Source organism: Solibacillus sp. FSL W7-1464 (assembly GCF_038004425.1).
GTDB lineage: Bacteria > Bacillota > Bacilli > Bacillales_A > Planococcaceae > Solibacillus.
Genome location: NZ_JBBORC010000001.1, coordinates 1,928,668 through 1,944,089, shown reverse-complemented (window position 1 = coordinate 1,944,089; position 15,422 = coordinate 1,928,668). Strand labels below are relative to the sequence as shown.

Below are 15,422 nucleotides of genomic sequence, written 5' to 3'. Positions count from 1 at the left end.
GAGGTGTAGGATGAAAATCTATTCATTAAGCGGGCCAAGCGGGACAGGCAAAAGTACAAGTGCTTTGCAATTTGCACATGACAATGACATTGAGGCTATCATTGATGACGGCATATTGATTGTAAACGGGGAAAAAGCAGCAGGAACATCTGCTAAATTTGAGAAAAACACATTAAAAGCGGTGCGCCGCGCCATTTTGGATGATGACATACATAAAGAGGAAGTACTGGAGGCGATTAGCTCCCATGAAGTAAATTCCATTTTACTGATCGGCACGTCCGACAAGATGACGAAAAGAATCGCAGCTCGGCTACAGCTTGGAGAAATCGATGAATTCCACTATGTCCATAATATCCGAACGGAAAAAGAAATTCGCATTGCCAAATATGTACGGGAAATTCAGGGAAAACATGTGATGCCTGTCCCGTACCGCCAAGTAGAACAAAATTTTTTCAAACGCCTTATTCAGCGCGGGAAAGAAATTTTCTCTTCATCACAAGTTAAGCTTGGGGAAACGACAATTGTACAGCCTGACTTCCATCAAAACAGTGTTTATATTTCTAAGAATGTATTTACCGATGTGCTGGATCACGTTCTGGAAAAGCAGGATAAACTTGCTAAATTTGAAATAGCCAATATTCAAACAGACGGTGTACCCCAAATAACTATTGCGCTTTATTTAAAGTCACCTGTTTCCTATGTTGTGCCGGATTATCTTTATGAACTTCAAAAGGAAATTTCACAGGAATTTTCACTGCATTTTGGTATAGAACCCGAAACGATTCATGTGCAAATAAAAGGAATCAAATAAACAGTGATAAAAAAAGCTGGCATAAATTTGTCAGCTTTTTTAAATGGAAAATATCGTATAATAAATTAGTAGTTTCTATTTTTAGTTGATTAAGTATATTCTAATTATTGAATACTGATTGGACCAAAATCTTTAAAGGTCCTACGATAATGGTAAGGGGGAAATGAAATGATTTACATTGAACAGTTACAGCAAATAGTATCACATGAGCAAGTGACAACAAATGAAGTGTTACGTACACAGCACGGGAAAGACGAATCATATCATGAACCGCATTTACCGGATGTTGTTGTCTACCCGAAAACGGCACAGGAAGTAAGCGAAATTTTAACACTGGCAAATGAACAGCGAATTCCAGTAGTGCCATTTGGTCTTGGTACGAGTCTGGAAGGACATGTGATTCCTTATCAAGGCGGAATCTCCCTGGATTTATCGCTGATGAATGCTGTTTTAGAAGTCCGTCCGGAAGATTTTCTAGTAAAGGTCCAGCCAGGTGTAACGCGCAGTCAGCTTAATAAAGAATTAAAAAAATACGGCTTATTCTTTTCTGTCGATCCGGGTGCCGACGCGACATTAGGCGGAATGGCCGCAACGAATGCAAGTGGAACAACTTCTGTACGCTACGGCATTATGCGTGACCAAGTCCGTGATTTAGAAGTGGTATTGGCGAATGGTGATGTGATTCATACTGGGGGATTGGCCGCAAAATCTTCTTCGGGCTATCACTTGAATGGTTTAATGGTCGGTTCGGAGGGGACACTTGGGGTCATTACGGAATTGACAGTGCGGGTTTACGGGATTCCGGAAAGAATTGTTGCGGGCCGCGCAACATTTGAGACGGTCCAGCAAGCAGTAGATGCTGTCGTTTCACTAAAACAAGCCGGTATACCAATGGCACGAATGGAACTAGTCGATAAACAAAGTATTGAAAAAGTAAATTTTGCTTCCGGAACAAATTTTCCTGAAACACCAACACTATTTCTGGAATTCCATGGGAATGAGGCGGGTTTACAGGCAGATGTTGTATTTGCGACCGAATTATTGAACGACAATGGCTGTATCGAGCTGGCATTTGAACAGGATGAACGTGCGCGCAATCATTTATGGGAGCTTCGTCATAATATGGCTTATACATATATTCATTCCGCGCCAGGAAAAAAACTGATGTCTACAGATGTTGTCGTTCCGATCAATTCATTGCCGGATGCGATTCAAAACTCACGTGAAAAAATTGAAAGCATGCAGATCGACGCGGGGATTGTCGGCCATGTAGGTGACGGCAATTATCACATTTTGCTTATGGTTGATATGGACAGTAAAGAAGAAATTGCCAGAGCGAAAGAACTGAATGAACATGTCGTTGAATATGCACTGTCTCTTGGAGGAACTTGTACCGGGGAACATGGTGTAGGATATGGGAAGAAAAAGTATCAGCAGCAAGAACATGGACTTGCCTATATGTGGATGAAAGAGATTAAGCGAGTATTTGATCCGAACAATATTATGAACCCCGGCAAAATTTTTCTTGATTAATGTCTTTTGAAATATGGCGGTTTGTCGAAATTCGTTACGGATACAGAACATATATAAAAACTTAATGCACTAGAGGCAATTCTACAGCATCTGACAAGCGTCGCGTTAAAAACAGTCCAAACGACTTTGCGCGGAATGCTCGAATTACGTCTAATCTAAGCACTTCGATGTATTGTATTAGCAATCAAAAAAACTGCCCCGGTGTATTGGGGCAGTTTTTCTATTGTTTTGGAAGCTGTCTTGTGAAAACTGGCTGACGTTTTTCGACAAAAGCACGGACACCTTCTGAAAAGTCTCTTTCGGAAACAAACGGTGTTGATCCTTCCCATAAAGCAGGAGCTGAATCTATACATTCCTTAACCGAACGTTTTACGGCTAATAAAGAATCCGGAGACATGCCGGCAACAAGCTTACCCATTCGGATGGCAAATCGGTTTAAGTCTTTTTCAGCAACTAAATAATTCAGCATTCCGGCTTTAAATGCTTCTTCCGCTTTATACATGCGTCCTGTAAATACAAAGTCTTTCGTTGCAGAAGGTCCCACCAGATCGACTAAACGCTTGGCAAATTTATTATTCAATGTAATGCCAAGCTTACCGACCGGGATCCCCATTTTCGCTTTGTCCGAACCGATGCGAATATCACATGCAAGGGCAAGCTCCAGTCCAGCACCCATTGCCGGACCGTTAATAACACCGATCACAGGAATCGGCAAATTTTCAATTGTTGAAATCGTTCTTTCCATATGCACGAATGCTTCTTCCGCTTTATCCAGCGAAATTGAATTAAATTCTTTAATATCCGACCCTGCTGTAAAGTTCTCGCCGGAACCGCGCAATAACAGCACTTTGTTTTTGGGATTTTCCAATGTGCCCAGTGCAATTTTTGCAAGCTGATCCCACATATTCGCCGTTAATGCATTTTTAAGCTGCGGGCGATGAATCGTAATAATGGCGAGCCCCGCAGTTTCCTGATAAATGATTTTCGCTTCTTCCGCTTCAAGCCTAGTCGTACGTACTTGCATTTGTGGTCCCCCTTAATTATGTATACATAGTCATTATAGACGAAACAATATACAATAACATGCAATCCGGACGGTTCAAGTAAATTTATCGAATATTCAGCAATTTACTGTATGAAATCCATGTAATTCTTACCACTTCACATGATACAATAAAAAGAAAGGGGCGAAAAATGTGGAAGAAATCCAACCGTATGTTAAAGCATTTACAGCTTATTTGAAGTCATTAAATAAATCTTTTCATACGACGAAACAATATACATTGGACGCAAAGCAATTCGCGGAGATTATTCAGCACGAGAATCAGATAAATGAAGCACTGCAGCTTTATTCAAAAACGATTCAGGAAAAGTATCCGTCGTTCAATTCAGTCAACCGAAAATTCGCATCCATTCGCCACTTTCTTGTTTTCTTGCAGCTGCGCGGTGTAATTTCCGTATATAATGAAGCAATCATCGCACCGTTGACTAAACAGGAAACGGAACTGAACGTGCTAAAAGAAAAACAATTCAATCGGGCATTAGCCTATTGGCCGAAGCAGTATGAGATTGCCCTGAATGAGGAACATGAATGGCTTGCATTACGCAATACCGTCATTGTTTTTACAGTAGCGGAGCTTGGGATTAAACCAGCCGAGCTTGTGCGTATGGAATGGAAACATATAAATCCCGAAAAACAGGAAATCACTGTACTCGCATCAAAAAGCTATCGTGTTTTACAGTGCTCGAAAAAACTGCTTGAACTGCTCGAGGACTATAAACGCCACACAATTGAATTCATGCCGCAAACCGAAATGTCACCATATGTTTGGCTCGGCGTCGGCAATAAAATGGGGGAACCAGTCTCCGTCAAGACAATCGAACGGATTTTCAAGGCGATGTCTGAACAGCTCCGGTTTAAAGTGACGGCTACAAATATGCGCTACCATGCGATTCAAAAACTATTAACGAAAAAAGAGGATCCGAAAGTTTTGTACGAGCAGTTCGGCTATGCGAGAAAAGGTGTCCTGCTTGAACGAGAACAACGATTCCCGAAAAACGGCTAGTAATATAAATGATTGATGAAAGATCGAGAGGGAGAACCAATGGCAATTTCAATGATGGATGCATATACGATCGAATTACTGAAAACCCATCCTTATACATTTGAACAAATTAAACACTTAATTGAAAATGATGAACTTCATCGATTAACAGATAAGTATGATATAGATACTGATCGCTTTAAAACTTTATTCGATGATAATGCTTTAGAAATGGAACAGGCTTTTGCAGGAAACTATAAGGTGAAATTTGTAACAATCAATGGTTTGAAAAACTTGCTGCGCATGCGTTTTCAAATATCCGATGACCAGTACGAACTGCTGCCTGAAGGAAACGGTCTGCAATCGTTGCAAATCGATCCGATCACTGAACAGCAAATCCGCGGAATGCTTTCTTCAAACTGGAAAGTCGAGCGAAACAAAGAACTGCTTACACTTTATGTGTAGTTAAAGTAAAAAGGGGATACGGGAGCAGTCAATCGACTCTTCCCATATCCTCCTTTAGCGTTGTCTTCGCCTGCTTAACTTTCCGTAATAGCTTATTGAATATTTGTATACTTGGTTTAAAATAAGCAGTGCCAGCGTCAGTAAGCCAATAACCATCAGTATAAGTGCAATCCATTCAAAAAATGTGAAACTAAAAATCTCGGATATTTTAAATGGCTCGGCCAGCATTTCAATAACCAGGTTCATGCCGTATATACCTGAAATCATACTGAATATCGTTAAAATAAAAATCAGTTTATTTAACCGGTCTGTTGAACGGTCTTCCTGTATCCGGTACAGTTCTTCCAGTGTTTCTTTCGTCTCGCGGTATAGACCATCAATACGGAATACTTTCCTGAAATAATGCGAGATTTCTTTCCCCTCTGTACGTGCCGATACCTCCGAAAAGTAATACCTGGATGCAAACTTCGTAATCTGTTCGATTAACTCCTTTACAATATCCTTATCTTTTGAAAACTTCAGTTCACTATGCTCGAAGACGAGTTTCAACAGCATCAGCTTATAGAAATAATGAATGAGCAATGTATAGTATGAGACGGAGTGAAAGCTGTTTAAATGTTTATTCATGCTCTTGTCATCTACAGATGATAGGTGAATGTGACCTTGCAATGTTGTAATAATATGAAATATTGGTGCCCATCTGTCATGGCATTGTTCCTCAACAAAGCGTTTAATATATTCCTTATTTGTACTCGAAATATACGGGTCCCCGTTATTATCCCGTCCATTTAACTGCCCAGCCCGGTACAATAAATAATCGTCGATTTTCGTTTCTTCTCCCATATGAAAAAAAGCACTGACATACATGCGCTCATCTTCGAAAAACGGGATTTTGCTTATGTTTTTATGGATTGATGAATAATCAATGAAGTACTGCTCTAAAAACGGGGCGATTTTTTTTAATAATAACTCATCTGTATTTTGAAAGACAAAATTATCGTAATAAATTTCCGCGCCCAACTCTTCCTCAATTTTCGGTCGCAGTACTCTAAAATAATGTCCGAATGATAATGCGGCATTCATATCCACATTATCTGCCAATTGAATTCTTAACGCTAAAATCCCAATACCAAATGGACACAGATTAATATCCGCGCTCAATATCGTAAATGGAACTTCATCGAATGCCGTCTTCAATTTTCCTTCGCAATGGATTTTTTTCGAGTAGCGGTTGAAGTTTCGTACGGAAATTTCGTCATTCAATAATTTCTCTTCCATGAAAGGATAAAAGAATTGCGTTAACAATTGTGGGGAAACTTTGATGTCGGGTCCGTAAAGCGTTTCGTTAAATTCCTCTTCATCGATCGTAAAATGGTAAAATTTGTTGCGCTTTAGATTCTGCTGTAACTTTTCAAAATCGTACTGTCGATAATTGAAAGGATAATAAAAAACATAGTGGGTTTTTAGCGCATTCATCCTTTCACCTCCTGGAACATCTATTCCCAAAATTCGATAAACTTAACCAAAAAGAGCTTCGACAAAAATCGCTCTCAGACGATTCGACATGGATCATCATCCACGAATCGACATTTCACTTCGTCTGAGAGCGAATTCACAAAACAAGAACGTATGTTTCTATTTATTGTCGAAATACCGCTTAAATCTTCTAAATTAGCAATAATGTTCCCAAATATAAATTTGGGAACATTTTTTATGCTATAATAAGAGCTAAATAGAGGGGGATTGGACGAAATTGAAGCTGCCGAAATTTTTACGTGATTTTTTGATTTACTTAACAACGATTACGGGAAAGTCCCAAAGAACCCGAAAAGAATATGAATATGATCTAATATTGTTCCTGCGTTTTCTAAAAGCGATTGAAGAAGATATTCCGTTAGACCGTTTACATACAATCGACATTTCTGAAGTTAAAATCGATCAAATTAAAGAAGTGTCTCTCGAAGACTTATATTTGTTTATGGAGTATTGCGAAGTTCAGCGCGGCAATTCCTCATCAGCCCGTGCACGCAAAGTAGCCACCTTGAAATCTTTTTTCAAATACTTAAAAGGCAAGCGTCGTCTCATTGATGAAAATCCGGCCGAGCATCTGGAAACACCAAAAATCGGCCGACGCCAGCCAGTTTATTTAAATTATAATGAGGCAAAGGATTTTATCGGCGCAGTACAGATACAGTCGTACAGTGCGCGTGATGAATGCATGATGGTCTTTTTCCTGAATCTCGGCATTCGTGTTTCCGAGTTGTGTTCACTCAATATCGATTCCATCAATGGCCGGATGCTGACGGTGATCGGGAAAGGGAATAAAGAACGCCATGTATATTTAAATGATGCGTGTATAAACGCATTAGATAAGTATTTACAGGAGCGGCATGCATATAAAGGGGAAGGAAAGGAACCGCTGTTCATTTCTCAAAAAGGGACACGTTTTGCGAGACAGTCGATTGCACGCATCGTGAAAGTGATTAATGGCAACAGTCAGTCACCGAAAGAAAAACTGACACCGCATAAACTGCGGCATACTTCCGCGACCATGATGTATAAATCCGGAGCGGACATTCGAACATTACAGCATATTCTTGGCCACTCCAGTGTGGCGACAACACAAATCTACACGCATATCGAGGATGAACAAATTCAGGAAGTACTGAAAAACAATCCATTCAATAATTTATGATAATTATATTATGTAAACTAAATAAATATACGAGCCTTATAACAAGGAAGACGAGCGGCACCCCCGTGCTATAATCAATAAAACACCCATTTTCTAACCAAGAGAAAATGGGTGTTTTTATTATGATTCGCTTTGAGTTATATTCTGTAAGGAACTCATTGTTTTAAAATCATTGCCGGTTGGATTTTGGAAGAGTCTCAGGTCAAACTCGGTTGCGATTGCAAAGAGATGATCGAATATATCCGCTTGAATCGACTCATACACCGCCCAGTTGATATCGTTTGAAAAGGCGTATATCTCAATTGGTAATCCATGTTCGCTCGGCGCCAATTGTCTTACCATCGTAGTCATTTCTTTATGGATTCCTGGATGGTTTTTTAAATAGTTGCTAATGTACATTCGGAACAGCCCGACATTTGTCAGTGCTCTGCCATTCACCTGATTGCTCGTATCGATCCGATGTTTCACATTGTATTCCGTAATTTCCCGTTGTCTCGTATCAATATAGTCCGTAAGATAATGGATGTTTCGTAACTTCTCGATCTTTTCCTCGGAGCAAAACGCGATGCTTGTTGTATCGATAAAGATCGAGCGTTTGAGTCTTCTTCCACCAGTAACTTGCATACCTCTCCAGTTTTTAAAAGAATCCGAAATCAGTGCATAACTTGGAATCGTCGTAATGGTTTTATCAAAGTTTTGGACTTTCACTGTATTTAATGAAAGATCGATGACATCACCGTCCGCGCCGTATTTCGGCATTTCAATCCAATCACCTACACGCACCATATCATTTGATGTTAATTGGATCCCAGCGACAAGACCTAATAAGGAATCTTTAAAAACGAGCAGTAGTACAGCGGACAAGGCACCCAGTCCACTTAGAATGATCAGCGGATTTTCTCCGATTAAGTTTGCGATGACCAGGATAATCCCGAGAACATAGACAATTATTTTCACGACTTGAATATAGCCTTTAATCGGTTGTACTTTTGAAATCTCAAATGTTTGATAAATATCATGAACAGCATTTAATAAACTGCCTATTAGGCTTAATACAACTATTATGATATACGTAACAGCTCCTTTTTCGATAAGGGCTTGGTACGTAAAGGCTTCCGCAAAATAATAAATAATGATCGCCGGCACAATATGAGATAACTTATGGAACACTTTCTTTTCCAACAGAATGTTATCCCACTGATATTTATTGTTATTCACAACATGTGTAATAAATCGGATGACGATCTTTTTCGTGATGAAGTTTGCAATTAAGCAAATGATTACTATGAATATAATCATAAGCGCTACTGAAAGATATTCAGCAAATAATGGACTTAATCCAAGTTCTATAAGTTTTTTGTAAATAAGATTCATCTAATTCCTCCCGACTCCTATGGTAACAAAGATGTCGATAAGATGAAATGATTGAATACCGCGGTATATTGATAAAAATCCGTTATCTAAAATTTTTAAAAGTAAAATAAAAATTCAGATAATTCATTGACACTGCACATAAACTGTTATATATTTAATTTACAAATAAAAACTGTTATATAACAAAGGAGAGAAGAATAATGAGTTATTTTGAAAAAGGGTATCAAATGTATGTAGAGAAGTGTGAGCAGTTTGGATTACAGCCGCTGAATTTCCGGTATTACGTAAATCAGCTTTCCTATCAGCAATTACTTGCGTACAATGGCTATGCAATGGAACAGGAGATGAGACAAAATGATTAGCCCTCATACCGAAACGGTTTATTATAAGGATGCAATGCCGTTTCATTCAATCGAACTTGTGAACATTCACTATATCCAGCCTGATTTGACGATGGAAATGTCCCATTTGGCTGCAAACTACGCCATGCTGCATCGAGGTGTTTATGAAATTACAACTTAATCTACTGTATTAAATCAATCTACGAATCCGTTGTAGGTTGATTTTTTTTCAGAACAAAAGGCTGCTTCGTAATCTGATTACGAAGCAGCCCTGTATTAATCAAGTAAATAACTTTCAATTCGCAAAAACTCTTCCTCATCAATATTATCCATATACTTATACAGCAAATCGAGATCGACTTTAATTTCATCTTTATGTGTTAAATAAAACTGCTCTGTTAAATGGGAAATAATTAACGGAACCGCTTTTTGGTGGTTGAACCGGTGCAAATATGTTGATAAAAACTCTACATTTACTGCAATATCCGTATTTTGGCCCAGCGCATCGAAATCGACATAATTGATATGCGCCGTTAGAAATTGTTCCGTTAAATGCACATTATATTGGCAAATATACGCCCAATCCAGCTCATTTTTATATTTATTCAGCCAATGCAGTTCAGCAATTGCTGTAAATAACTGCTTTTGTTCATCACTGTATGTCTTAAACTTTTTATCCATTTCGGCATTTGTTAATCGTCTATCCCCGTACCGGTTATACTTCTGACTGACAAGTGAGGGGATTCCTTTTACTAAATGCTCACTGCCCGGCCATTTATACGAACCGCGGTCATACTCGAAAAGCTGCATATCCATATCCGGTATTTCATCGGCTTCCGGTAAATAGATGAGTTCAAATGAATTGTAAAAAGCATTGCTTTCAATAAAATCATCCAGCTGATCGACAAAGTCCGGGTTCAGACGCTTTTTGTCGGCCATTAATGTTGAAACTAAATAACGTTTAAAGGACACGGATAACCGAGATAATACCGGCTTGTTATACTGGAGTGCTTCCAGGTCCGCTGCAGGCAAATAATCGATTAAAAACTGCTCTGATAAAAGCGGATTCGCATAACATATATATGAAAACGGCAAGTATTGTAAATAGGCTGTTAGGCGTGAAGGGTGCAACTGAACTGCTTGTTGGCACCAGTTTCTATAAGCTTCCAAAAATACGCCGTCATATGGAAGTTGCTCGTAAGCTGTCTCATCATTGGATTCCAGCATTTTCACAACGGACAAATTGTTAAAATCATCTACTGAAAACTGTTCAGGAAAAGGGATTTCCTGAAAAACCTTATTTAAATGGAATGTTGCTTTCGGCTTCGTCGAGACAAAACTGTACGTCCCGATTGCTCCGCGCTCTTCCAGTAAAATATAGGCGAGTTCCTGGCGTTCATCCCGTGTTAACTCACAGTCTTTCGGAAACTTTACAGCCGCAAAATACTGCGCTTTTGCCAAGTCATAGAAAAACTTGTAGTCGCCTTCTTTTGTATAAGGCTCCTTTGATTCATTTTTCTGCCAGTAGAGGAGGGCACCTTGTATCGGACTTCTATTTGAAAACGTAATATTCGCGATAGAAAATATATTTTGCGTTATTGCGTCATCATACAGAACCTTAATAAACTCGATTTTTTTAATTTTTAGCATGTAAGACACCTCCGTTTCTACTATTATATACTTGAATCATAAAAATTCCGAAAAAAAAGTTCGCAAATTAGGTTTAAGGATGTTTTGAGGTGGTATATTATTTGTAAGTAAGGTTGCGGTCACTGAAGAGTAGATGTAAGTTAACCACTAGTTTAGACTATCTATATGATGATTTCTATTAGCTTCGTTGTATGCGTTTATCAAGCAACATTCACAGTTTGTTTTAGGCAATTAATGAACCAAATGCTTTAACGAAGATTTTCGAAAGATGCCAACCAAAGTTAGGCGAGCGAAATGCATACACGAATTGAGATATACCATTGAAAATTTCAGCTCAAACGTTTTATTTGATGTTAAACTAACGTACGAAACATTACAACTGAATAAGCAACACCGACCGCAACTTTACCCCTTTCACTCCTTATGCCATAAGGAGTGTTTTCTTTTGTGTGATATTGGCTATAATATACGTAATGAATTGCTGATAGGAGAATGACAATGTGGAAGATACATAATGGAAAACTGATTCAAACAACAGATGAGTCAAGAATCCGATACAAAACGCGAATGAGCGCGGCAATTATTAATAGTTTAAAGCAGCTTGCCGAAAAATATGACACGCATATCGGTTATTTATTGGAAAATGGATATAGTAATCTAATTAAATCCGGCACAATCGTTTACGATAAAAAAAATCGGCCAAAAGATCGTATCGAATTTCGGACAACATGCGATAAAGAATTACTTGATAGTCTGAAAGTATTTGCAAAAGACCACAACCTGAACTTAAACGACGTCATAGAAGCAAGTGTGGCGTATATCAATTACGAGGATGTAAAGCATGCAAATTGGCGTTACCGTGTGGAAGTTTAATATTGAAAATGATGAAAGCAATTGGGGAACCGATTGCTTTTTTGTAATTTATACAAAGTTGCGAATTAAGAGATGTTCTTCATTTCCACACTCTATACTCCTAATTTATGCCATAATTAGCTTTTTTTATCGTGCAAGTGCTATACTATGGAAATCTATAAAGTGAATAAGGAGGTTAATAGCAATGTTCAAGTTCACTTGGGTAGGGAGCGAAAAGCATTTTGTTGATTCACCGCATCTTCAGCAATACAAGAACCTTTCAATTGGACGGTTTGGCGGCAATTCATCAGCAGGACAATATAAAAACGAAGATGGTTGTATCGTCTGGGTGAATGAAGAACAGAATTGGGAATTTGTCGTCATTCTGGACGCTCATAACAGCGCGGAAAGTGCCGAGCTTGTCGTGGAGACGATCTCGAAAGAAGAAAATAACCTGACTTCAATTTTTAGCAAGCCAATTTTCGAAGCTTTTCAGGAATTGGATCATCATATTATACATATTTTCCAAGATCCGCTCTTTATAGCCCGTTGCCGTGAAGTACAAGGGGAAACGGCATGTCTGATCGTGTTAAGGAAAGACAAATATATTTGGTGGTTTTCAGTTGGAGATTGTATTTTTCATTTATTTCAACCTGAACTGGCTGAAATGCAGCAATATCAGTTAAATCAAAGAAATTTCTACGAATGGATCGGGTATGTCAATACATTTGAATTGGATGTGCCGTGTTACAGTATGGGGCGTAGGGAGTTGCGAAAAGGAATGAACCGGCTTTTTATGACAACGGACGGACTAACGGAATGCCCCAATGCTACATTTGATAACCCGAAAGATATTATGAAGGTATTTGACCATTTCCAGTCTCAGCATGATGCTGTATGGCAACTATTAAAAGAGATTGAAGCAAAGGGCGTACGGGACAGTACAACGATTATTTCATGGACCGTTGATGTCGATCAAAATGCAACTGAACCGAGTAATAAATAATCAATAAAAGGGGTTATGTATATGTTTAAAGTAAAAACAGATTCAATCACAGGTTATAAAGAAAAGGTTATTCATTTTACAGTTTTAAGTACCGATGAGCATGCCTCTAAATTGGCGATTTTGCTTCCAGGAGCAGGCTATACCGCGCAAGCACCACTTCTTCATTATTCGACGGGTGTGTTTTTACATAAATCGGTGGATGTGCTGCAGGTGAATTATACGTATAACGATAAGTTTTACGATCATTTCACTATGGAGGAGCTCGTTGAAGCGATTAAACATGATGTAGATGCCGTCATTGATAAAGTATTAGAAGAAAATTCGTATGAAGGCTATTACCTTGTCGGGAAATCTTTAGGTACGATTGCTATTGTATCACTGTTAGATAGAGAAATCTTTCATAATGCAAAGGTTGTCTGGTTAACACCGCTTCTTAATCGGGATGATGTCTTTGAATTCATGTTACACAGCCGAAATGAAAGTCTATGTTTGATTGGGGATGATGACTCGCACTATAATGCGGAAAGATATCGTCAATTCGCCAAGAATCCAAAACTGGTAACAAGACTACTTGAAGGAGCAGATCACAGTTTGCAGTATAAAAACGATCCAGTAAGTTCCATTGATCTATTAAAAGCGGTCATCAAGGAAATTGATGCATTCTAATGTAAAAGCCTTCCACCGATTTAATGGAAGGCTTTCATTTTATTCTAAGTTATCGATTGCGTACTGAGCTTCTTCAGCCGTAAACTTTTCTCCGTATTCGGAAATCAATTGATCATAAATGGCAGAGTCAGACATCGCCATTGTTTCAGCATAGGATTTTGCTTTTTCTAATGCATTCGCTTTCCAGTCAAACTCCAGGTGTTCGATTGCATATTGCGCAGCTTCTTTAGGGAAACCTTCTCCATACTCCGAAATTAACTGATCGTAAATACCGGCTTTAGACATTTGCATTGTTTCTGCATACATTTCCGCTTTTTTCAATGCCGATTTATATTCGCGCGGTACATTATCTTCTTTTGCTTCCTCATTCGGCTCTTCTTTTACAGCTTCTTTTGTATTTGCTGCTTGTTCTTTCGGTTCAGTTGTCGCTTCAACTGTTTTGTCTGAATCCACTTCAGATGTTTCCCCGTCACTGAACATGGCAATGATTACTACTAATATAATAAGGGCTAAAAATCCGCCACAACCAAGTTTAAATACTTTCTTCAACGCGGTAAATCCTCCTTTTTGACAATAAATCTATATTACTAGTTATGGTAGGATAATAATACTGGTAATATTTTTATATATAGCTAATGTTTATTAATAAATTGATATATTCAATAAAAATCAAATAAAATGTTACAAAATTATTAAAAATATATGTAGGGAGATGTGCTAGTTATTATGGAGAGAGTCGCTGATGCATATTCCCACGGTAAGGAGTTGGCGAGAGGTTAACTATTATAATAAAAAAGGCACTTCTGCAAGGGGCTGCAAAAGTACCGAACCACTATATTTAAGGTTTTAAAACAACTTTTATACAGTCTTCTTGTTTTGCATCGAATATTTCATACCCATATTTCGCTTTTTCAAGGGGGAGGACATGTGTAATAATATCACCTGCATTCACTTTCCCATCAGCGATTAAGTTGTAGACATGAGGCATGAGGTGAACAACAGGGGCTTGTCCCGTACGAATCGCTACATTGCGCTGGAATATGTCACCAAGCGGGAAAGCGTTGTACCGGCCACCATAAACACCGGTAATTTGAATGGTTCCTCCTTTGCGTACAGCTTGACTTGCTGTAACGATCGCTCCCATAGCACCGCTCTGCAGTTTTACACCACTTGCCAGAAACTCCAATGGCGTCATTTTACCGCTCATCCCGACACAATCAATGACAACGTCCGCGCCGCCCTTAGTCATCTCTTTTAAATATTCACCACAATTTTCGTGGTCTTCAAAATTGACGATTTCGACCTTGTTTGTCTTTTTTGCGTGTTTGAGACGATATCCGATGTAATCTACTGCGATTACTCTTTCCGCACCTTTCAGCCAAGTAAATTTTTGCGCCAATAGCCCAACAGGTCCGCAGCCAAGGATGACAACGGTATCTCCTTTTTTCACACCGGCGTTCTCTACACTCCAAAAAGCAGTGGTGGCCGCATCTGCAAGGAGAACGAGACTTTCATCAGGAACTTCAGATTTCTCCGGGATTTTAAAAGGGAGAAAATTGCCATAGGGAACACGCATATACTCCGCCTGGCCTCCAGGAAATCCACCAGCAGTGTCTGAATATCCGAAGTAGGCGCCCATTTCACCATTATCATTTGCATTATCACATTGACTTTCCAGCTCGTGATTGCAATACCAGCATTGACCGCATGCGACATTAAAGGGAATGACAACCCGGTCACCTTTTTTAACCTTCGTCACATCTTTGCCGACTTCTTCCACAATCCCCATTGGCTCATGCCCAACGACGTAATCCTGGCCTATATTTGGTATCATTCCATGCATCAGATGCAAGTCAGATCCGCAAATAGCTGTTGTTGTTAGACGGATTATAATATCATCGGCTTTTTTTATTTTAGGGTCTTTTACTTCCTTGACCTCAACATTTTTTATACCTTGAAAAGTAACAGCTTTCATTAAAAAATC

16 protein-coding genes are annotated in these 15,422 nt (G+C 38.9%); 10 read left to right on the top strand and 6 right to left on the bottom strand.

The annotated features are described in order from the left end of the window. The first annotated feature begins 10 nt into the window (after positions 1-10). Both MKZ25_RS09495 and MKZ25_RS09490 read left to right on the top strand, forming a co-directional pair. Entirely contained in the window at positions 11-811 is an 801-nt protein-coding gene (locus MKZ25_RS09495) for a hypothetical protein (protein WP_340801241.1), read from the top strand. Between the two features lie 168 nt (positions 812-979). Beyond that, on the top strand, positions 980-2,344 hold the full coding sequence (locus tag MKZ25_RS09490; RefSeq protein ID WP_340801239.1) for an FAD-binding oxidoreductase: 1,365 nt from the start codon (positions 980-982) through the stop codon (positions 2,342-2,344). Between the two features lie 220 nt (positions 2,345-2,564). Here the strand turns inward: MKZ25_RS09490 and MKZ25_RS09485 are convergent, their stop codons facing one another. Next, a complete protein-coding gene (locus MKZ25_RS09485; RefSeq protein ID WP_340801238.1) occupies positions 2,565-3,368 on the bottom strand; it encodes an enoyl-CoA hydratase/isomerase family protein in 804 nt (267 codons plus the stop codon). Positions 3,369-3,540: 172 nt separating this feature from the next. Between MKZ25_RS09485 and MKZ25_RS09480 the strand changes: the two genes are divergently transcribed. Both MKZ25_RS09480 and MKZ25_RS09475 read left to right on the top strand, forming a co-directional pair. Further along, positions 3,541-4,410 (top strand): tyrosine-type recombinase/integrase, encoded by an 870-nt coding sequence (locus tag MKZ25_RS09480; protein WP_340801237.1) that lies wholly within the window; start codon positions 3,541-3,543, stop codon positions 4,408-4,410. 39 nt (positions 4,411-4,449) lie between these two features. Further along, entirely contained in the window at positions 4,450-4,854 is a 405-nt protein-coding gene (locus MKZ25_RS09475) for a hypothetical protein (protein WP_340801236.1), read from the top strand. 54 nt (positions 4,855-4,908) lie between these two features. On the opposite strand, the gene MKZ25_RS09470 is transcribed toward MKZ25_RS09475, so the two are convergent. Then, complete coding sequence (locus MKZ25_RS09470; RefSeq protein WP_340801235.1) at positions 4,909-6,330, bottom strand: sugar phosphate isomerase; 1,422 nt, start codon at positions 6,328-6,330, stop codon at positions 4,909-4,911. Positions 6,331-6,607: 277 nt separating this feature from the next. Here MKZ25_RS09470 and MKZ25_RS09465 point away from each other — a divergent pair, with 277 nt between their 5' ends. Further along, positions 6,608-7,549, top strand: a complete 942-nt coding sequence (locus MKZ25_RS09465; protein WP_340801234.1) for a tyrosine recombinase XerC — start codon at positions 6,608-6,610, stop codon at positions 7,547-7,549. 120 nt (positions 7,550-7,669) lie between these two features. Here the strand turns inward: MKZ25_RS09465 and MKZ25_RS09460 are convergent, their stop codons facing one another. Further along, positions 7,670-8,923 (bottom strand): mechanosensitive ion channel family protein, encoded by a 1,254-nt coding sequence (locus MKZ25_RS09460; RefSeq protein WP_340801233.1) that lies wholly within the window; start codon positions 8,921-8,923, stop codon positions 7,670-7,672. 200 nt (positions 8,924-9,123) lie between these two features. Between MKZ25_RS09460 and MKZ25_RS09455 the strand changes: the two genes are divergently transcribed. Both MKZ25_RS09455 and MKZ25_RS09450 read left to right on the top strand, forming a co-directional pair. Next, entirely contained in the window at positions 9,124-9,285 is a 162-nt protein-coding gene (locus MKZ25_RS09455) for a transcriptional regulator (RefSeq protein ID WP_340801232.1), read from the top strand. Further along, the gene (locus tag MKZ25_RS09450; protein ID WP_340801231.1) at positions 9,278-9,445 is read left to right on the top strand and encodes a hypothetical protein; all 168 of its coding nucleotides are present in this window, start codon (positions 9,278-9,280) and stop codon (positions 9,443-9,445) included. Before MKZ25_RS09455 ends, MKZ25_RS09450 begins: the two co-directional genes overlap by 8 nt. A gap of 95 nt (positions 9,446-9,540) precedes the next feature. Here the strand turns inward: MKZ25_RS09450 and MKZ25_RS09445 are convergent, their stop codons facing one another. Continuing rightward, the gene (locus MKZ25_RS09445; protein ID WP_340801230.1) at positions 9,541-10,914 is read right to left on the bottom strand and encodes a nucleoside-diphosphate sugar epimerase; all 1,374 of its coding nucleotides are present in this window, start codon (positions 10,912-10,914) and stop codon (positions 9,541-9,543) included. 498 nt (positions 10,915-11,412) lie between these two features. On the opposite strand from MKZ25_RS09445, the gene MKZ25_RS09440 reads away from it, so the two are divergent. The 3 genes from MKZ25_RS09440 (at position 11,413) to MKZ25_RS09430 (ending at position 13,438) form a co-directional block, all read left to right on the top strand. After that, positions 11,413-11,787, top strand: a complete 375-nt coding sequence (locus MKZ25_RS09440) for an rRNA methyltransferase (RefSeq protein ID WP_340801229.1) — start codon at positions 11,413-11,415, stop codon at positions 11,785-11,787. Between the two features lie 184 nt (positions 11,788-11,971). Next, on the top strand, positions 11,972-12,772 hold the full coding sequence (locus tag MKZ25_RS09435) for a protein phosphatase 2C domain-containing protein (protein ID WP_340801228.1): 801 nt from the start codon (positions 11,972-11,974) through the stop codon (positions 12,770-12,772). Between the two features lie 21 nt (positions 12,773-12,793). Further along, positions 12,794-13,438: an alpha/beta family hydrolase gene (locus MKZ25_RS09430; RefSeq protein WP_340801227.1), complete on the top strand. Its 645-nt coding sequence runs from the start codon at positions 12,794-12,796 to the stop codon at positions 13,436-13,438. 39 nt (positions 13,439-13,477) lie between these two features. Here the strand turns inward: MKZ25_RS09430 and MKZ25_RS09425 are convergent, their stop codons facing one another. Next, positions 13,478-13,987, bottom strand: coding sequence for an Ltp family lipoprotein (locus tag MKZ25_RS09425; RefSeq protein ID WP_340801226.1), 510 nt, complete (start codon positions 13,985-13,987; stop codon positions 13,478-13,480). 289 nt (positions 13,988-14,276) lie between these two features. Further along, positions 14,277-15,413, bottom strand: coding sequence for a zinc-dependent alcohol dehydrogenase (locus MKZ25_RS09420; RefSeq protein ID WP_340801225.1), 1,137 nt, complete (start codon positions 15,411-15,413; stop codon positions 14,277-14,279). Positions 15,414-15,422 lie beyond the last annotated feature (9 nt).